Annotated in this window: 20 protein-coding genes, 4 tRNA genes and 1 other RNA gene; 16 read left to right on the top strand and 9 right to left on the bottom strand. The window is 40.9% G+C overall.

All coding sequences use genetic code 11. The features are described 5' to 3' along the window. Window positions 1-26: 26 nt before the first annotated feature. The 3 genes from rnpB to coaD all read right to left on the bottom strand — a co-directional run bounded on the left by rnpB (window position 27) and on the right by coaD (window position 1172). An RNA gene (gene rnpB, locus I2F62_RS03295) (RNase P RNA component class A) lies at window positions 27-383 on the bottom strand. Between the two features lie 20 nt (window positions 384-403). Beyond that, entirely contained in the window at window positions 404-673 is a 270-nt protein-coding gene (locus tag I2F62_RS03290; protein ID WP_324625599.1) for a YfhL family 4Fe-4S dicluster ferredoxin, read from the bottom strand. Between the two features lie 10 nt (window positions 674-683). Beyond that, complete coding sequence (gene coaD / locus I2F62_RS03285) at window positions 684-1172, bottom strand: pantetheine-phosphate adenylyltransferase (protein ID WP_324625598.1); 489 nt, start codon at window positions 1170-1172, stop codon at window positions 684-686. Window positions 1173-1319: 147 nt separating this feature from the next. On the opposite strand from coaD, the gene smpB reads away from it, so the two are divergent. Both smpB and I2F62_RS03275 read left to right on the top strand, forming a co-directional pair. Beyond that, on the top strand, window positions 1320-1796 hold the full coding sequence (gene smpB, locus I2F62_RS03280; RefSeq protein WP_324625597.1) for an SsrA-binding protein SmpB: 477 nt from the start codon (window positions 1320-1322) through the stop codon (window positions 1794-1796). A gap of 102 nt (window positions 1797-1898) precedes the next feature. Beyond that, complete coding sequence (locus tag I2F62_RS03275) at window positions 1899-2546, top strand: TonB family protein (RefSeq protein WP_324625596.1); 648 nt, start codon at window positions 1899-1901, stop codon at window positions 2544-2546. Window positions 2547-2599: 53 nt separating this feature from the next. Here I2F62_RS03275 and I2F62_RS03270 read toward each other — a convergent pair whose 3' ends face one another. From I2F62_RS03270 to rluD, 3 genes are read right to left on the bottom strand one after another with little or no spacing between them, the layout of a single operon-like run. Beyond that, window positions 2600-3151: a flavodoxin family protein gene (locus I2F62_RS03270; RefSeq protein ID WP_324625595.1), complete on the bottom strand. Its 552-nt coding sequence runs from the start codon at window positions 3149-3151 to the stop codon at window positions 2600-2602. 43 nt (window positions 3152-3194) lie between these two features. After that, complete coding sequence (pgeF, locus tag I2F62_RS03265; RefSeq protein WP_324625594.1) at window positions 3195-3932, bottom strand: peptidoglycan editing factor PgeF; 738 nt, start codon at window positions 3930-3932, stop codon at window positions 3195-3197. Between the two features lie 55 nt (window positions 3933-3987). Next, window positions 3988-5040, bottom strand: coding sequence for a 23S rRNA pseudouridine(1911/1915/1917) synthase RluD (rluD, locus tag I2F62_RS03260; protein ID WP_324625593.1), 1053 nt, complete (start codon window positions 5038-5040; stop codon window positions 3988-3990). Window positions 5041-5112: 72 nt separating this feature from the next. Here rluD and I2F62_RS03255 point away from each other — a divergent pair, with 72 nt between their 5' ends. Beyond that, window positions 5113-6177: an outer membrane protein assembly factor BamD gene (locus I2F62_RS03255; protein ID WP_324625592.1), complete on the top strand. Its 1065-nt coding sequence runs from the start codon at window positions 5113-5115 to the stop codon at window positions 6175-6177. Window positions 6178-6305: 128 nt separating this feature from the next. After that, window positions 6306-8171, top strand: a complete 1866-nt coding sequence (locus I2F62_RS03250) for a DNA primase (RefSeq protein WP_324625591.1) — start codon at window positions 6306-6308, stop codon at window positions 8169-8171. Window positions 8172-8237: 66 nt separating this feature from the next. Here the strand turns inward: I2F62_RS03250 and I2F62_RS03245 are convergent, their stop codons facing one another. Next, complete coding sequence (locus I2F62_RS03245; RefSeq protein ID WP_324625590.1) at window positions 8238-8528, bottom strand: hypothetical protein; 291 nt, start codon at window positions 8526-8528, stop codon at window positions 8238-8240. Between the two features lie 257 nt (window positions 8529-8785). Then, window positions 8786-10078: a glutamyl-tRNA reductase gene (hemA, locus tag I2F62_RS03240; RefSeq protein WP_324625589.1), complete on the bottom strand. Its 1293-nt coding sequence runs from the start codon at window positions 10076-10078 to the stop codon at window positions 8786-8788. A gap of 150 nt (window positions 10079-10228) precedes the next feature. Between hemA and I2F62_RS03235 the strand changes: the two genes are divergently transcribed. From I2F62_RS03235 to I2F62_RS03180, 12 genes are all read left to right on the top strand, one after another. Next, window positions 10229-11902 carry a tetratricopeptide repeat protein gene (locus I2F62_RS03235; protein ID WP_324625737.1) on the top strand — a complete coding sequence of 558 codons (1674 nt, stop codon included), beginning with the start codon at window positions 10229-10231 and terminating at the stop codon, window positions 11900-11902. Next, the gene (lolB, locus tag I2F62_RS03230; RefSeq protein WP_324625588.1) at window positions 11886-12482 is read left to right on the top strand and encodes a lipoprotein insertase outer membrane protein LolB; all 597 of its coding nucleotides are present in this window, start codon (window positions 11886-11888) and stop codon (window positions 12480-12482) included. The genes I2F62_RS03235 and lolB overlap by 17 nt, the downstream gene beginning before the upstream one ends. 12 nt (window positions 12483-12494) lie before the next feature. Further along, window positions 12495-13325: a 4-(cytidine 5'-diphospho)-2-C-methyl-D-erythritol kinase gene (ispE, locus tag I2F62_RS03225; protein WP_324625587.1), complete on the top strand. Its 831-nt coding sequence runs from the start codon at window positions 12495-12497 to the stop codon at window positions 13323-13325. A gap of 2 nt (window positions 13326-13327) precedes the next feature. Continuing rightward, window positions 13328-13402 (top strand) — tRNA-Gln (locus I2F62_RS03220). A 26-nt stretch (window positions 13403-13428) separates the two neighbouring features. Then, window positions 13429-13503, top strand: a tRNA-Gln gene (locus tag I2F62_RS03215). A gap of 18 nt (window positions 13504-13521) precedes the next feature. Beyond that, window positions 13522-13596, top strand: a tRNA-Gln gene (locus I2F62_RS03210). 75 nt (window positions 13597-13671) lie between these two features. After that, window positions 13672-13746 (top strand) — tRNA-Gln (locus I2F62_RS03205). A 38-nt stretch (window positions 13747-13784) separates the two neighbouring features. Further along, window positions 13785-14738, top strand: a complete 954-nt coding sequence (locus tag I2F62_RS03200) for a ribose-phosphate pyrophosphokinase (protein WP_324625586.1) — start codon at window positions 13785-13787, stop codon at window positions 14736-14738. A gap of 99 nt (window positions 14739-14837) precedes the next feature. After that, entirely contained in the window at window positions 14838-15134 is a 297-nt protein-coding gene (gene rplY, locus I2F62_RS03195; protein ID WP_324625585.1) for a 50S ribosomal protein L25, read from the top strand. A gap of 22 nt (window positions 15135-15156) precedes the next feature. Continuing rightward, the gene (gene pth, locus I2F62_RS03190; protein WP_324625584.1) at window positions 15157-15738 is read left to right on the top strand and encodes an aminoacyl-tRNA hydrolase; all 582 of its coding nucleotides are present in this window, start codon (window positions 15157-15159) and stop codon (window positions 15736-15738) included. 117 nt (window positions 15739-15855) lie between these two features. After that, on the top strand, window positions 15856-16236 hold the full coding sequence (gene panD, locus I2F62_RS03185; RefSeq protein ID WP_324625583.1) for an aspartate 1-decarboxylase: 381 nt from the start codon (window positions 15856-15858) through the stop codon (window positions 16234-16236). 92 nt (window positions 16237-16328) lie between these two features. Next, window positions 16329-18131 (top strand): hypothetical protein, encoded by a 1803-nt coding sequence (locus tag I2F62_RS03180; protein WP_324625582.1) that lies wholly within the window; start codon window positions 16329-16331, stop codon window positions 18129-18131. A gap of 7 nt (window positions 18132-18138) precedes the next feature. On the opposite strand, the gene I2F62_RS03175 is transcribed toward I2F62_RS03180, so the two are convergent. Beyond that, on the bottom strand, window positions 18139-18282 hold a 144-nt coding region (locus I2F62_RS03175), incomplete at its 5' end, for an integrase core domain-containing protein (RefSeq protein WP_324625736.1).

Raw genomic sequence — 18282 nt, 5'->3', positions numbered from 1 at the left:
CAGCGTCAAGCTTTTTTTCAAAAATTTAAAGAAGTGAGCCTGTAAGCCGGGTTCTGTCGAGAACGATCATTCTTCTAGGCGTACAATCACTCGTACGCTCAAGCGACCTACCCGAATCCAGTACGGGCCGTACCTATTGGATTCCTATTTGGTCTTGCTTCTGGTGGGGTTTACCTTGCCGTGAACTGTTACCAGCCACGCGGTGCGCTCTTACCGCACCCTTTCACCCTTACCTCACGAATGAGGCGGTCTACTCTCTGCTGCACTTGCCGTCGGTTTACACCGCCCAGGCGTTACCTGGCACCCTGCCCTTTGAAGCCCGGACTTTCCTCCCCTGCTTTAGTCACGAAGACCTCCACAGCAGCGACCGTCCAGCTCACTTCGGCGCGTATAGTAACAAATCTTATTCTAAATTGCTTGTGTTTTTTTGCGCAATTAACCGTTCATATTTTTCGAGTAACTGATTTTGACTTTCAGCATGATTTGGGTCGAGCGGAATACAATCGACCGGACAAAAAAGCTGGCACTGCGGTTTGTCAAAATGCCCCACGCACTCGGTGCACAAGTCAGGATCAATTTCGTAAATCAGTTCGCCAAAATAAATTGCTTCATTCGGGCACACCGGTTCACAGACATCGCAATTGATACATTCATCGGTAATATATAAAGACACAAGCTAAACCTTATTTAGATTGATATTTACGATTAAAAGCATCGACCACATGCTGCGGCACAAATTTAGATACATCGCCATGTAAACGCGCAATTTCACGCACCATGGTTGATGAAATAAATGAATATTGTTCGGCTGGTGTTAAAAATACGGTTTCGAAATTCGGATCTAAAGTTCGATTCATATTCGCCAACTGAAATTCATATTCAAAATCAGACACCGCACGTAAACCACGCAAAACAGCCGTGGCTTTTTGTTCTTGAAAAAAGTTTACCAACAAGCCATCAAAACCAATAAATTCAACATTATTTAAATGGCTTAATGCTTCTTTTGCCAAGGCAACGCGTTCATCTAAAGAAAACAATGGATTTTTATGATGCCCAATGGCAATTGCGACCACCACTTCATCAAACATTTTTGATGCACGAACCACCAAGTCGACATGTCCTTTAGTAATTGGATCAAAAGTTCCCGGATAAATGACGCGTGTTTTAAACATCCAAATGTTCTCTCGTTTGAGCTCGAATGTGGCTATTTTAGCAAAAAGTTATTTTTTTAGCGAAGGACTCAAGCTGAAGTTGTTGAAAATACTTCACCTCTGCCCAAGTTTACGGCACAATAAGCATAGATTTGGATTGATGTGATTATGGCGAAAGCAACTGTAGTTAAGAAAAATAATGGCGGCACCATTGCGCAAAACAAACGTGCCCGTCACGATTATTTTATTGAAGAAAAATTTGAAGCAGGCTTGTCTTTACAAGGCTGGGAAGTCAAATCGTTACGTGCTGGGCGTATGAGTCTGGTAGAAAGCTACATCCTCTTTAAAAATGATGAAGCGTATTTGTTTGGCGCCCAGATTCAGCCATTGTTGTCTGCTTCAACGCATGTTGTGCCTGAAGCCACCCGCAGCCGAAAGTTACTTCTTTCGCGCCGTCAGCTTGAACAGCTCATGGGTGCTGTGCAACAAAAAGGCTATTCGTGTGTGCCATTGGCCTGTTACTGGAAAGGTCATTTAGCCAAGCTTGAAATTGCTTTGGTTAAAGGGAAACAATTGCACGACAAACGCGCCAGTGAAAAAGACCGCGATTGGCAACGCGACAAAGCACGTTTATTTCACAAGTAAATCACTAAATTGATTGCTCAAAAAGCTTGGGCAATCAATACTTAGATAACAACAACGCGTTAATCATCCTGCATATCTTGCCTATTTTTATAGGGTTTATTTATGAATACTGTAATAAAAACAATCGTTCGGTGTTGTATTCCTCTCTTGTTTAGCTTGAGTTTTCAAAGTTATGCCGCCGAGCCAAGCATCGCCAACTTGACGCAAAATCAAGTAAAATGGTTACGAAAGCCATATGTGAATATCAATAACAAAATTCTTTTAGGCTACGACAGAACCGCACAGATACTCTTTGAAACCAGTCCCAATGGGCAAATCACAGATGCCAAAATCATTAAAAGTAGTGGACTAGATAAAGTAGATAATATCCTACTCAAGGCCATTAAAAGTGCAAAATTAAGCCCTTATCAAGAAAACGGTGTCTATTACCCCGTCCGTGCGATGCAACCTTTTAGCATACTGGCTGATCGAACACCAAAAATTCTTTATGAACCTAACATTACGGTTTCTAAACGAATGCTTCAAGGTCAAGAACGCAGCATGACACTGTATGCAACAGCAGATAATAACGGCAACATTAACCAAGCTACAATTATTAAAAGCAGTGGTGTGGCTGAATTAGATGAATATGTATTGCAAGAATATCGTCAAAAAGTCAAATTTCATCCACTGATTATTAATGGCAAGCCATATCCAATTCAGGTCACACAAGATTTCACCTTTTCTAAAACACAAAACAGCGTTGATTAAGCGGATTAAAAATAACGGATGATCTTCGTGAATACGCGAAGATCATCAAAGGCTTAATGTATTCGATTTAACATTAACGCCAAATATTCACCAAACCACACTGCGGTGTCTAAATCACCTTGTGGTGGAGTTAGCTCAATCGGGGCATTATTTGATTGCGTCATTAACCCCAAATGACTGGCTAAACGATTCAAATCGGTTTCCGCTTGCCCAGTCGACAACAACGGTAAACCTACCCACATCATGCCATGCTGCATCGAAAATAAGTTAATTTGCTGTAAAACAGACAATTTATCGCCGCTTAAACCACCAGAATTTGCAAAACCTGCGGCAAGTTTGCCCTGCCACTTTCGGCTCATCCAACGTTTTGAGGTCGAGTCCATAAACATTTTAAAAGGGCCAGTTACACTACCCATGTACGTTGGGCTACCCCAAACAATGCCATCGGCTTGGTCAAGCAGATCCCACTCAATATGTTCTATCGACATGACATGAACAGCAACGCCAATTTTTTCTGCGCCCTTGGCAATATACTGAGCAATTTTTGCAGTGTGTCCATACGGACTATGATAAACAATAGCGAGTGTTTTAGATTGCACAGACATAATGGCAACAAAGCTAGAAAGAATAGGCCGATTTTATCATGTTTTACTGCATAAACACGAATGTTGCCATGCGCCCAGTTTTCGAATTACGGCGATAGGAAAAGTAATCTTCAGTTTGGGCAAAACTACAATCGCTTCCGCCTAAAATAAGGCTCACGCCATTTTGCTGTAAAATGTACCGTGCAATTGCGTATAAATCTGCATGGTACTTTCCTTCGTGTTGTCCGGCTTTAAAAGCAAATTCAAGCGGATATTTCGCACAAAACGCATCTTTCACGTCAACACCAATTTCGAAGTGCTGCTGACTAATACACGCTCCAAGCCACGCCCATGCCGGCTGTGTTTGCATAGTTGTAATGGTATTTTCGATAATACCACCGGCTAAACCACGCCAACCGGCATGCAAATTAGCGACTTCGGTTGCATCTGCATTGCCCAAAACTACAGGCAGGCAATCGGCTGTCATCATCATCAGTGCATGATTTTTTTGCTGTGTAACCAAGCCATCACCCACCAAAGGTTCAAAATAGACTTGCTCATTGACCGTATGGCAAAGCGTACTGTGAGTTTGGGTCATCCACGTCAGTTTTTCTACGCCATGTGGTGCAAATTCTGCCAACAATTGCATACGATGCTGTTGTACCCGTGCCGGATCATCCTGTACATGTAAGGCTAAATTAAAACCTGCTAAATCTGTTTGCATACTGGGCAGACATTGCGGATGTTGCAGTTTCGTCTGCCCCACAAAGACCCCTTTAGGTAATCCATCAACAAATTGCATGCTACTTTCCTTTTCTTTAGCAAGTTTCAATTTTTAGCACCATACTTTAAATATTTTAATACGCGCGGTCTTCTTCACGCAGTACTGCAACCAAATTGGCAAAATCTTCAGGCCAAGGCGCTTCAAAGGTCATTTCCTCACGGGTCCGTGGGTGGATTAACCCCAGTTTAGCCGCATGTAACGCTTGGCGTTTAAACCCACGCAATGTGCTTGCCAGCAATTCAGATGCACCCGCCGGAACGCGAATACGGCTCATATAAACGGGGTCACCAATTAAACCGTAGCCAATATAAGTAAAATGCACACGAATTTGATGCGTACGCCCTGTTTCAAGCTGTGCTTGCACACGGGTAAAATGTTGGAAACGTTCTTTAACGTTATAGTGCGTCACCGAGTCACGACCGCCCGGCAAAACCGTCATTTTCACCCGATCTACCGGATGGCGCTTAATCGGTTCATCAATTGTGCCACCAGCCACAATATTGCCGTACACCACCAAATCGTAAACGCGGTAAACCGACTTATTTGCCAATTGCTTAGTCAGTGAAAATTGCGCTTCTAAGTTTTTCGCCACCACCAGCAAACCACTGGTGTCTTTATCAATACGATGCACTAAACCTGCACGCGACAATTCTGACGCTTTTGGAAAGTGATACAACAAAGCATTGACTAAAGTGCCCGATGGATTGCCTGCGCCCGGATGCACAATCATACCCACAGGTTTATTGATGATGAGAATATCGTCATCTTCATAAATGATATCGAGCGGAATATTTTCTGGTTGGCTTGTGGTTTGCGCCTCAAGCTCAACCTCTAAAGTGAGGATTTCTTGCCCTTCACAGCGATATTTCGGTTTAATTTTGTTACCGTTTACTAACAAATAACCGTCTTTCATCCACTGTTTCAGTTTTTCACGCGAAAATTCAGCCCAAACCGTTGCTGCAACTTGGTCTATGCGTAATCCGATATACGAATCATCCAACTGAAATTGCAACGATAAATGTGTTGCAGTTGCTGGCGAATTATGATTATCTGCATCGTCAGCATCTTCAAGTAAATTGAAATCTGTTTCAGTGGAATTAGAATGAGAAGATTGTGTTGAAGTCATTTGGCTCATTAAGACAATAATGGTTTAATATTGCCATTGTAGCTCATTGCCCGTATTAACTGAGGAATTTTTATGTCGCTACCACGTTATAAAGTTACTATGCTCGCTCTTTCTTTAGGCATTGCAAGTACATTTGTGGGCTGTAGCAGTAATCCATCAAAAAAAGAAGTGGCCGATCTTGGGCCGAAAAGCTCTGAACAAGTCTATTTTGACTCAGCAGCAACCGCTTTAAATAAAGGTCAATATGCCGAAGCAGCCAAAAACCTGCAAGCAATTGATACCTATTTCCCAACGGGAGCGCATGCTGAACAAGCACAACTTGACTTAATCTATGTAAAATTCCAACAAAAAGATTATCCGGGTGTGGTGGCAGCAGCAGACCGCTTTATTCGTTTAAACCCAGATCATCCACAAGTTGCGTATGCGTATTATGCACGCGGTGTTGCCAACATGGAGCAAAACTATGATGGCATTATCCGTTATACCTCATTAAAGCAATCGCATCGTGATGTCAGCTATTTAAAAAGTGCCTATCAAAACTTTGTTGATTTAATTCGTCGTTTCCCATCCAGCCAATATTCGGTCGATGCAGCGTTACGTATGAAATACATCAACCAAGAATTGGCTGAACATGAAATGGAAGCAGCGCGCTTTAATATCGAGCGTAGCGCGTGGGTGGCTGCTGCACAACGTAGCCAATGGGTGATTGAACATTACCCACAAACCCCACAAATTCCTGAAGCCTTAGCAACCATTGCATATAGCTACAATAAATTGGGCGATAACACGACGGCGCAGCAATATACCAATATTCTTAAACTCAACTACCCTCAATTGGTTAAAGCCAATGGTAGCGTGAATTTAGCTGCAGCACGTAATGAAGGAAGTTTCGTCAATAAACTGACTTTAGGTATTTTTGGTCGTAGCGATGAAAATGCAGTGCAATCGAAAGACACCAGTAATACAAGCGAACGTAGCTTAACCAACCGTTTATCTTTTGGTTTACTTGGAAAATCTGAAACTGATGCGCAAGCAACACCAGCACCTGCTGAAGTTCAGGCAACGCCACAACCAGAAAAACCAAAACGCAGTTGGACTAATCGTCTAAGCTTTGGTTTGCTCGACAAGCCTGAATAAACCCATCCTGTTTTATACACAAGCAAAGGGCAAGTGAATCACTTGCCCTTTGGCATTTTGTATTTGCGGAATCTAGATGTGATACCATTGTTGCTGATTCCACTTTTTTACACACTGGCTTAAGTTTTATGGCGATTCCTCAACAAACCATTGATCAAATCTTAGATCGTACTGATTTAGTTGATCTGATTGGTCAGCGCGTAAAACTTAAAAAAACTGGACGAACCTATTCAGGTTGCTGTCCATTTCATCAGGAAAAAAGCCCTTCTTTTCACGTCTACCGCGACAAACAGTATTATCACTGCTTTGGCTGTCAAGCCAACGGTAACGCCATTCGCTTTTTAATGGATATCGATAATCGAAATTTTATCGAAGTGATGAAGGATTTAGCCAGCCAAGCCGGTATTGAGCTGCCTAAGGATAATCAAGACAATAAGAAACTTACTTATAAAAAAATGCTGCCGCAAGAGCCATCTGCACCGCCAGCTCCAAGCCAACTAGATGCACCTAATATCGATTTTCCACCCGATTTCGAAATGGATGCTAACGTCATGTTAGATCCGTTTTTAACCGATCCATCTTTAGATTTTGAAACGGCTGCAACCCAAGAAGGCAATTTATACGACCTACTTGAAAATGTTGCTATTTTTTATCAGCAACAACTGCCCAAAAGCACAACTGCACAGCGTTATTTTAAACATCGCGGTTTAAACGCACAAACCATTCAAAATTGGCGTTTAGGTTATGCCCCTGAAGATTGGCAGCACTTAGAACAGGCTTTCCCTGCAGACATAGACGGATTAAAACAACTTGGATTAATTCGTACCAGCGAAACAGGCCGTGATTTTGACTTACTTCGCGACCGCGTCATTTTCCCCATTCGAGACCATAAAGGGCGTGTGGTCGGCTTTGGTGGTCGTGCCTTAAATGACGAAATTAAACCGAAATATATTAACTCTCCAGATTCAGAAGTGTTTCACAAAAACCAATTGCTGTATGGTTTGTATGAAGGCACCAAAAATAAAGCACAAGACTGGTTCTTAGTTGAAGGCTATATGGATGTGATTGCACTACAGCAAGCAGGGATTTCTGGCGCAGTTGCCACACTGGGAACGGCCAGTAACACTGAGCACTTAAATTTACTCTTCAAGCGAAATCATCGTATTACGATTGCCTTCGATGGTGATGCTGCCGGACAAAAAGCCGCAAAACGCACACTTGAAATTGCGTTACCATTACTTAGTGATGGCCGTGAACTAAAATTCTTTATTCTACCCGATGAGCACGATCCAGATTCTTTAATTAGACAAGAAGGCATCGAAAAATTTCAACAACTTTGGCAACAAGCCCCATTATTGTCAGATTTTTTATTTGCGCTACTGACCCAGCAACATGACGTCTCAACCCCTGAAGGTAAAAGTCAGGTCATGGGCGAGTTACGCGGCTTAACCAATTTATTGCCTCAACAAGGTTCGTATCGCTACCTGCTCACACAAGCATTTCGAGAAAAACTTGGTTTAGGCAAACGTTATACACCACAAATTAGTCACGATGCATCGCTGTCTTTTAATATTCGTACCCGAAATGAAGATTTTGCGGTCGGCTTGCTAATTTGCCATCCATTTTTATATCCACAATTTGAAAAATTACGTGCTTATATCCAAGAAGATGAATTACTGGCTGCGGTATTGCAAACGCTTGACCAAATTTTTGAGCAACTTCCAGAAGACCAAGAACGTGCGATTTATTATGCCTTAGGTGCCTGCTATAACTTTAGAGATGCCTTAACCGACATTCTCCAACGTACCAATGTGTTACATTTAATTGAAACCCCTGAACAAGCATTCAACTTTGCAACAGACAATGCGCTATCGCTTCAAGAAAAATATTTAAAACTTAAAATTAAGAATCCGCAATCCTTACAAGAATCAATGAATTTGCGTAAACAGCTGAATGAATTAACTAAAAAAATTAGTTTAAGATTAGTCTCTTAATACAAATCGCCCAATAAAAAAGGTGAACACATGTTCACCTTTTTATTGCCTTACTTTAACGTTTTATTAATGAAAGAAAAAACGTTGGTAGGCAGGAATTAAAAACTTATGTACACCTTGGCGGCGCAAGCTTTGGCGCTGTGTTTTACGATCTTCAAACTCGCCATCAAACACGCCAACAGAAATTCCCTTCATATCAATTTTAAATTGTTCAGGAAGGTTTTCCAACACATTGCCTTTAGTATGACCCATCGTATGCATGACTTTATTTAAAATACGTTGCTGATACAAACGACTACGGTGAACAAAAGGTGAAGCGTGCGCCAACAGTTGGCTAAAATCTTGTGGAGTCTTCATAACAATCCCCTCGAACTCAGTCATATGGATGATGCATGCCCACGCATGCGACATAGCTTAAAATCAACCAATATCCTTTTCGGAGATTTTACTCATTACAAAATCTATTATACGTAAGTCGAATAAATAGCCAATATGCTAAAAACAAGCAAATTGGGAATGATGAAAATCATATTTTTTAAATGAATTAAATCAATTATTTACAGAAAATAAAGCTAAATACCATTTATGACTCAGGAGTCATACTTTTTTTTACATTAAGATTTTTTATGCTTAGGCGTACGTTGCGCCTTTAAAATGTCGTCTAAATGCTCATTTAACCACTCAAATTGAGCAGGATCTTCCGCGGTCGCCGCTTCTCGTAACAACAAAGATGTTGGATGCAGCAACTTTTGTGTCAGACGATGGGAAAACTGTTGCAATACTTGTGCTGGATCTTGCCCATCACTTAAACACTTTAGCGCCTGCGCCAATTCCAGTTGCTGATTTACTTCGCCTGCATTACGGTACTGCTGAATAATCCCAGAAGCTTCTTGAATCTTTTCTTGATTCAGCATTTGGGTCGCAAGTTGATTCACCATCACTTCAGCTTCAATTGCCGCTTGGCGACGCTGAGCGAGGTTTTCATCAATCACAGTTTGTAAATCATCAACACCGTATAAATAAACGCCATCCAACTGCTCAACTTTCGAGTCAATATCGCGAGGCACGGCCAAATCGACCATCAGCATTTGCTGATAACGACGTTTTTTTAAGGCTGTTTTGACATCAGAATATGAAATAACTTGGTGCAAACTGCCGGTGCAGCTTGAAATCACATCGGCACGGTATAAATTTTCAGACAAACTGTCGAATGGAATAATTTCTACATCTACAAATGCACTAATTTCTTGGGCAAGTTTTTCGGCACGCTCACGGCCACGGTTACAAATTAAAATTTTTGCAACACCCATATCGGCCATGTGCTTTGCCACTAGGCTATTCATTTCACCCGCAGCAACCATCATCACCACCAATTTTTCTGGGTGACTAAACACCTGTAGCGCAAGCTGCGCCACAGCATAGCCCATAGACACAGCATGACTACCAACGGCGGTTTCAGAGCGCACACGCTTGGCTGCATAAAAGGCATATTCAAAAATACGGTTTAAATGCCCAGAAACCGTTCCTGCATTTTTAGCCAAAGACAATGCAGCTTTCACTTGGCCTAAAATTTGTGGCTCACCTAACATTAACGAGTCAAGGCCACTGGCAACACGCATTAAATGTGTGACGGCTTGAATATTATCGTAGCGGTATACATGATTAAACAATTGATTAACATCAATACCGTTGGCTTGAGCTAGCCAATTCAATAAGATATCTGCATGTTCTGTCATCGCATAAATTTCAGTGCGATTACACGTTGAAACAACAACTAGATCATTGAGGTGCGACTGCGTGCATTGTTCAGACAATAGTGTGCTTAAGCGTTCTGCATTAAAAGCAACACGCTCACGTAATTCCACTGAGGCTGTTTGATGATTGACACCTATTGCGTAAAACGTCATGTCAGATCATCATTTCACTAAGATTATGCAAGTGCTATTGTGCGTCATCGGTGTCATAATAAGCATAAAAATGTGGATAAAGAAATTTTGCAACAAACTATTCGGCAACATTCAGCCCTGTTTATTCAACGCTATTCTAGCACAATCTTGATGCTAGGGAGCATGGTGTTGTGTGCTTATCCAAATAGTTATGCCCAAAATACCGCAACCCATTACAATCCAACCCCACTTAAGCAAGCCATGATTGCCGAATTTGCCTTGCAGTACCAACAACCTGCAACGGCTTTACACAACTATACTGTGCTTGCAATCCACACCAACTCGACCATTGCCAAGCAACGCGCACTAGACATTGCTTTAAGTGAAAATGATTTATATGCCGCGTTGGATATTGCCTCACAATGGGTAAGTGACGACCCCAAAGATGTGCCAGCGCTGTTTTATTTAGCGCACATTACCTTAAAAACGCATAAATATGAGATGACGGCATCTACACTGGATAAAATTTTAAATATCGACTCAGATGCAGATTTAGCTGAAATTTTGGCCGGGATTACCCCCGAATCGGCCGAAGATCGCACCACGCTTTTAAACGCCCTGCGCCAAAGTAAAGCGCGCAACAATCCATCTATTTTGGTACTTATTGCCAGTTTAGAAGCACAAAATGGCGAATCTGATTTGGCGCTCAAAAACTTACAAAAAGCATTAAAAAAACGTCCAAATGTCACCAGTTTTATTTTACTTAAAGCCAATCTACTCGAAGCTACTGGCGACCAAAAAGCCACCATGAATTGGTACGCTAAATCGAGCAAAAAGCATCGCTACAACTTAGAGGTTCATTTGGCTGAGGCAAAATATTTAATTAAAATTGAACAGCCACAACTTGCACTGAAAAAGCTTGAATATATTATTCGTACATGGCCCAATGCCGATGAAGCCATTTTTATTGCAGGCTTAACCAGTATCGATTTAAAACAGTACAATCAGGCAGAACAATTTTTATTACAACTTAAAGATTCCTCGCAATATCAAAATGATGCCTATTATTATTTAGCCATTAATGCCGAACGTAAAAAGCATTACGAAACGGCAAAAACCTATTACCGACTGGTCGATGGCAGCTTATACACGGTTTCTCGCCGAAATTTAGTCAATATTTACGACACCGAAGGCAAACTTGGCGATGCATTACGTTTTTTAACCCAAGAACGTGTGAATTATCCGCAACATGCGAGTTTTTTATACCAATTGCAGGCCGATATTTTAAAGAAAATTAACCATAAAGATGCTGCAATTGAACTGCTGGATGAAGCTATTCAAAATTTACCAGACGACCCCGATTTACTTTATGCGCAAGTCTTGTTGCTCGATCCTTATCAAGATCGTACGCGTTTAGAAAAAGACTTGAACAAATTATTGTCGATTGAACCCAATAGCGCGACATACTTAAATGCCTATGCCTATACGTTAGCATTGCAAAATAGACGTTTAGATGATGCGCGAAAATATGTCGAGCGCGCTTTAGAATATGCGCCTGACCAAGCCTCTATTTTAGATACTTATGGATTTATTACCTTTTTGCAAAATGATTACGCAGCAGCAATTCCTGCGTTAAAACAAGCATTTGCAATGAACGATAATGTTGACAGTGGTGTTCGTTTAGCGAAAGCATTGTACTTACAGGGAAACATGAAACAATTTAATGCGCTATTAAAGCAATTACAGCAACAATTCCCAAAAAATCCGCAAGTTACACAACTTAATAATTTACTTCTCCCAACCCAACACAAAACGAGTCTGGTTCACCATGCAGCGATTCACTAAATTCTGTTTAGGCGTATTTACTACAAGCAGTTTATTTTTAACCGGTTGTCAGCACTATCAAAAGCCAAACACTGGCTTAACCCCCACTGTAAATACCGACGATGCAACCCAACCCAGCACACAATTTGAATTACAAGGCAAAATTGGGGTTCGCACGCCACAACAATCTGGCAGCGCATTTTTTACGTGGCTGCAGCAGCAAGATCATTTCGAAATTGATCTCTCAGGGGCGCTAGGAATAGGCAAAACCCATATTGAAGGCACTCCCGGTTCAGTCACCTTAAATAGCGCAAAAACAGGGACAATTACCGCCACCACAGCAGAAGAGCTCCTTGAAAAAGCCACCGGTTGGCAAACCCCAATTACGCATTTAGTGCAATGGGTGCAAGCCAAACCCGCCACCAGCGATGCGCAAGTGCAATCCGATGCCGAACAGCGTCCCATTCAAATTATCGAAGATGATTGGAACGTCAGTTTAAGCTACAAAGATGATGCGAAATTGCCAAACAAACTTGTTTTACAACAAAATCTCGAAAATGGACAACAAAACCGTATTACAATGGTGATTCAGAATCGTTAAATTTTTCTATTTATGATCCGTGTGCCGTCCCCTGCAAAACTTAACCTGTTTTTACATATTACAGGCCAACTTGCCAATGGTTATCACCAACTACAGACTATTTTCCAACTAATTGATCTGTACGATTGGTTGGAATTTAGCCCATCATCCACCGCTGAAATTAAAATTAAAGGCTTAAATTCGGTCGAACAACAGCAGAATTTAATTTATAAAGCGGCAAAGTTAATTCAACCTTACGCCAGCCAGTTTTGTGGATTAAACATTCAAATCGAAAAAAATATTCCGATGGGTGCAGGCTTAGGTGGCGGCTCATCCAATGCAGCAACCACACTCATTGTGCTCAACCAACTTTGGCATTGTGGGCGAAATAAACAGCAATTGAGTCAACTTGCAATGCAACTTGGCGCAGATGTTCCTATTTTTGTACACGGTAAAAATGCGTGGGCAGAAGGCATTGGTGAACAGCTTAGTTTCATCAATTTGCCTAAAAAACAGTTCATTGCCTTAAAACCTGACTGTTTTATCAGCACTCAACTGCTTTTTTCACAAAAAAAGTTGACAAGAGATAGCAAGCAAACTAAATTTTGCGCCTATCAGCAAACGCCATCTGATTTTGGAAATAATTTTGAGCCTTTGGCAAGAAGTTTATATCCACAAGTCGATGAAGCAATGCAATATCTTGATCAGTTCGGAGTTGCAAAGCTTACAGGTACAGGTGCTTGTGTTTTTGTTGAAGTGATGGAAACGATGAATATTGAGTTCATTTTAAATCATTCACCATGTACAGCTTACTTGGTTAATAGTTTAGATGAGTCACCATTAAATCAGTTTTCAATTGCTTAGTTAGGGGCGTCGCCAAGTGGTAAGGCACCGGGTTTTGATCTCGGCATCCGTTGGTTCGAATCCAGCCGCCCCTGCCATCATCTGTATTAGAGTTTTGCATATTAGGGGCGTCGCCAAGTGGTAAGGCACCGGGTTTTGATCTCGGCATCCGTTGGTTCGAATCCAGCCGCCCCTGCCATTGCAAAAGTCTAAATTTAGGGGCGTCGCCAAGTGGTAAGGCACCGGGTTTTGATCTCGGCATCCGTTGGTTCGAATCCAGCCGCCCCTGCCAGTTTTTAAAAAGACAGAACAAAGCAAGATTATCTTGACAATACAAGATAAACCCTTTAAAGTTCTGCCACATATTAGGGGCGTCGCCAAGTGGTAAGGCACCGGGTTTTGATCTCGGCATCCGTTGGTTCGAATCCAGCCGCCCCTGCCATATTCTTCTAAACACATCTCAACCGCCAAGGGTGCTTCATGCCCAATCTTGTCGTTTTTAGTGGAAATGCTCATCCACAATTCGCTCAAAAAGTCGTAAGTCACTTACACATTCCTTTAGGTTCTGCTTCAGCGTCACGTTTTTCTGACGGCGAAATTGCAGTAGAAATTACTGAAAATGTGCGTGGTAAAGACGTTTTTATCGTGCAACCTACTTGTGCCCCAACCAATGATAACCTAATGGAAATCTTGGTAATGGCTGATGCATTGCGTCGTGCAAGTGCGGGTCGTATCACTGCTGTCATTCCTTACTTTGGCTACGCTCGTCAAGACCGTCGTCCTCGTTCTGCGCGTGTTCCAATTACCGCAAAAGTTGTGGCAGATATGCTGACAACCGTTGGAATTGACCGTGTAGTGATGATTGACCTTCACGCCGACCAAATCCAAGGTTTCTTCGACATTCCTGTAGATAACATCTACGGTACACCTGCATTACTTGCAGACCTTCGTCAGCAACAACACGACAATCTTGTCGTTGTTTCGCCAGATGTGGGTGGTGTAGTGCGTGCGCGTGCAGTAGCGAAGCAAATGGGTGACATCGATTTAGCGATTATTGACAAACGTCGTCAAAAAGCCAATGAATCTCAAGTGATGCACCTAATTGGTGATGTACGCGATCGTGACTGTGTCATCGTAGATGATATGGTCGATACCGCAGGTACATTGTGTAAAGCTGCCGATGCACTAAAACAATTTGGTGCGCGTCGTGTTGTGGCTTATGCAACGCATCCAGTTTTATCTGGTAAAGCGATTGAAAATTTACGCAACTCTGTGATTGATGAATTGGTCGTTACTGACACCATTCCTCTTTCAGATGAAGCGATTGCATTAGGTAAAATTCGCCAAGTTTCGGTTGCAAGCATGGTTGCTGAAACGATTCGTCGTATTAATAACGAAGAATCGATTAGCGCAATGTTTGACAGCTATCTATAAACTTCACGAGTTTTTCTATAAGCCCTGCTCTATTGCAGGGCTTTTACTCAACTAGATTGGTCGCAGATCTAGTTTTATTTAACTTAATGAGGATATCTCATGTCTAATTTCGTATTAAATGCTCAAGCACGTGCTGAAGATAACCAAGGGAAAGGTGCGAGCCGCCGCCTTCGTCATGCAGCACAAGTTCCTGCAATCATCTACGGTGGTGAAGCTGCACCTGTAGCAATCACTTTAGAACTTCGTGAGCTTGTAAAAGCTTTAGACAACAATGCATTCTTTGAAGAAGTTGTTCAAATCAAAGTAGGCGAAACTGTTGAAAACGTTAAAATCCAAGCGTTACAACGTCACCCTGCTAAAAACACACCAATGCACGCTGACTTTAAACGCGCGTAATTGGTTCTGAGCGTATTTTGTTGTGAATAACATCTCGCTCATTGTCGGTTTGGGCAATCCTGGAAAGGAATATGCTCAAACCCGACATAATGCTGGCTTTTGGTTTGTTGAACAACTGGCCGATCGTTACGGCATTTCGCTGAAAGCTGATCCTAAATTTTATGGAATCAGTGGTCGAGGCAATATAGAAGGTCACGATGTCCGTCTATTACTCCCAACAACCTTTATGAACCGTTCGGGTCAAAGTGTTGTGCCTTTTGCTAAGTTTTATCAAATTAACCCTGAAGCGATCCTTATCGCTCACGATGAACTAGATATGAATCCTGGTGTCATTCGCCTAAAAACAGGTGGAGGCCACGGTGGTCATAATGGTTTACGTGATATTGTCCCGCATATTGGTGCCAATTTTCATCGCTTACGTATTGGGATCGGGCATCCTGGTGCTAAAGATCGAGTTTCTGGTCATGTTTTAGGCAAAGCCCCTAAAAGTGAACAAGATCTTATGGATTCTGCCCTAGATTATGCGCTTTCAAAAACCAATCTTTTGGTGGATGGGCACATTTCTCAAGCCATGAATCAAATCAACGCCTACAAACCCACTTAAACTTTTCGTGATTTCCCTCTTGTCTGTTGTTTAATTTTTTAAACAGCACGTTCACTGCGTTTTGCTTAAAGAGAAAATCAGCACATCCCTATGATGTGTTTTTTAGGAGACGCTTTCATGTTATCGCGTTTATTAAAATGTAAAATCCACCGTGCGGTGGTCACGCATGCAGAATTGCATTATGAAGGTTCATGCGCCATTGATGGAACATTAATGGACTTAGCTGGCATTCGTGAATATGAAGAAATTCATATTTGGAATGTGAACAATGGCAAGCGCTTTACCACCTATGCTATTCGCGGTGAAAACAACTCAGGAATGATTTCGGTGAATGGCGGTGCAGCACACCAAGCAGAAGTCGGCGATACAGTCATTATTGCTACTTTTGCTGACTTTACCGAACAAGAGGCAGATGCACATCACCCTCGTTTAGTTTATGCCAATCCAGACAATACTGTAAATCACACAGCGAACTGTATTCCAGTTCAAGTGATGTGAAAAATCCCGCATTAAAATATGCGGGATTTTTTTGCATAGATTTATTAAGATATCTCATGAATAAATTAATGAAATATTTTTGAGTATCATCAATGACACCTTGGGAAAAACTTGATTTAGAGCCAACAATAGATCAAAGACAAATTAGAAAAGCATATGCAAAGCAATTAAAACTTATCGATCAAGACACTCAACCTGAAGCCTTCATTGAACTTCGCGAGGCACTGGCAGAAGCACAGCATGCTGCTGAGAATAATCTATATCAAACAGATAATGATGAAAATGAGAATAATTTTGAATGGCTAGATTCAGATACGGAAACTGAAGATATTCATCATCCTGATCAATTGTACTCAATGACGAATGCATTCGATATCGATTCATTATTTGAGAATCTAAAACAACACATTCAGCAACAAGATATTCATTTCAATATTCGTGCTGCACTTGCTGAATTTCATCAGCGGCTAAATGAACTTTCAAACACCGACTTGAAAAATTTATATCAAGATAAAATGGAGCAGTTATTATTAGAAAATGATTTAGATGATTTTTTGACAGTCCTTGATGATGCAAAATCGACTCAAGATGAAATCCAAAATGAACAACGCTCAACACCAATAGATTCATTTGATCCACACAATCTGCCGAATGATACCGAACAGACTGAATATTTAGCACTGTATCAAGTTTTATTACATCAAACAGGAAAAGCACTGTGGGAAGACGATATCAGTGATGAAACCTTTATTCTTTATGAGCAATTACTCGCATTACAATTTGACTTAACGTTGGCAGAACAAATCGAAATTAAGGATGAACTTACTCGCGTTCTTTCACAACTGAGAATTGAAGCACCAAGCACACAATATTTTAGATTTTTAAAATTATGGCATCAGGTTTATCCTGAAGATGCACAGGAATATAACGACAGTTTTTATGCACAAAATCTACAAGAAAGATTAAACGATTATTTACACAGATATAAAGATATTTCTCAACTCTCAAACGAAGATTATGATAATTTACAAATACTTTCGGGAAACAAACCGTTTGCACCTATTCGAACATATCAGTTTAATCGAAAATTAAAACGACAAACACCGAGCCTAAATTTATACGAAACAGCCCTACAAATTGGACTCACAAATACCGCATCAAATCATAATTTTCAATTCATAAAGTGCCTTAATCTTAACCAAAAACAGCATTTCCTATGGATCAATTTAGTGCTACTGGCAGGCCTTTACCAAATATTAGCTGTTTTCATTTATCCTGCACTCAATTACAGTCAAATCTTTACTGTTTGTGCAATAGTGACATATTTTTATGCCTATATTGTTCAACCAATTATACATGCAGAAATAGTTGTACTTTTAAATCAACAAGATGATCTAAAAAATTACACAATGATCTGGTTTTTTAGTGGATTAATACTTTGTGGAGTCACCCCTCTACTCAATTCAGATTTCAATTTTACTCTAACACTTATATGGTTAATATTTAGTATAATTCTGTTTGGTTGCATACAACAAAATGCCAAAGATGACACTAACAACGTTATTAATGAGAATCTGCAAGATGAAAAATGGATGATATATGCGATCCTTGCAGGCATTTGTGCTGCAATTGGATATTTATTCTATACGTTAGGTTTACAATCATCACCATGGCTAGGTTTATTTAGCCTCATGCCAATTGGCTGTTTATTATTACCTGATACATTCCGACCGTCATTTTTATTGTTTGGCAATCGTAGAAAAGAAACAGAACTCACAGAAACACAAATTTCATGGGCAAGCTCAATTATTATACTTCTACGTACAGGCATGATTTACTGGATTGGATCGGTAATACCCCCATTATTAATCGAATCTATAAGTAGAATATCCTAAGCCTTTATTATTGTTTAAAATTAGGTGGTCTACCATCAACTGACATATGTGGTCGTTCATGATTATAGAAGTATTGCCATGCTGTTGTATAGTTCTGAACGTCTTCAATATCTCGAAATAACTGCTGATTTAAACACTCATAACGTACTGT

It is taken from the genome of Acinetobacter sp. MD2(2019) (assembly GCF_035615615.1).
Classification (GTDB): Bacteria; Pseudomonadota; Gammaproteobacteria; order Pseudomonadales; family Moraxellaceae; genus Acinetobacter.
This window is presented reverse-complemented; position numbering and strand designations above follow the sequence as displayed.

Coding starts and splice junctions, on each gene's coding strand:
- coaD (WP_324625598.1), bottom strand. CDS start 1,172: ATGTTTAAAACACGCGTCATTTATCCGGGAACTTTTGATCCAATTACT.
- smpB (WP_324625597.1), top strand. CDS start 1,320: ATGGCGAAAGCAACTGTAGTTAAGAAAAATAATGGCGGCACCATTGCG.
- I2F62_RS03275 (WP_324625596.1), top strand. CDS start 1,899: ATGAATACTGTAATAAAAACAATCGTTCGGTGTTGTATTCCTCTCTTG.
- I2F62_RS03270 (WP_324625595.1), bottom strand. CDS start 3,151: ATGTCTGTGCAATCTAAAACACTCGCTATTGTTTATCATAGTCCGTAT.
- pgeF (WP_324625594.1), bottom strand. CDS start 3,932: ATGCAATTTGTTGATGGATTACCTAAAGGGGTCTTTGTGGGGCAGACG.
- rluD (WP_324625593.1), bottom strand. CDS start 5,040: ATGACTTCAACACAATCTTCTCATTCTAATTCCACTGAAACAGATTTC.
- I2F62_RS03255 (WP_324625592.1), top strand. CDS start 5,113: ATGTCGCTACCACGTTATAAAGTTACTATGCTCGCTCTTTCTTTAGGC.
- I2F62_RS03250 (WP_324625591.1), top strand. CDS start 6,306: ATGGCGATTCCTCAACAAACCATTGATCAAATCTTAGATCGTACTGAT.
- I2F62_RS03245 (WP_324625590.1), bottom strand. CDS start 8,528: ATGAAGACTCCACAAGATTTTAGCCAACTGTTGGCGCACGCTTCACCT.
- hemA (WP_324625589.1), bottom strand. CDS start 10,078: ATGACGTTTTACGCAATAGGTGTCAATCATCAAACAGCCTCAGTGGAA.
- I2F62_RS03235 (WP_324625737.1), top strand. CDS start 10,229: ATGCTAGGGAGCATGGTGTTGTGTGCTTATCCAAATAGTTATGCCCAA.
- lolB (WP_324625588.1), top strand. CDS start 11,886: ATGCAGCGATTCACTAAATTCTGTTTAGGCGTATTTACTACAAGCAGT.
- ispE (WP_324625587.1), top strand. CDS start 12,495: ATGATCCGTGTGCCGTCCCCTGCAAAACTTAACCTGTTTTTACATATT.
- I2F62_RS03200 (WP_324625586.1), top strand. CDS start 13,785: ATGCCCAATCTTGTCGTTTTTAGTGGAAATGCTCATCCACAATTCGCT.
- rplY (WP_324625585.1), top strand. CDS start 14,838: ATGTCTAATTTCGTATTAAATGCTCAAGCACGTGCTGAAGATAACCAA.
- panD (WP_324625583.1), top strand. CDS start 15,856: ATGTTATCGCGTTTATTAAAATGTAAAATCCACCGTGCGGTGGTCACG.
- I2F62_RS03180 (WP_324625582.1), top strand. CDS start 16,329: ATGACACCTTGGGAAAAACTTGATTTAGAGCCAACAATAGATCAAAGA.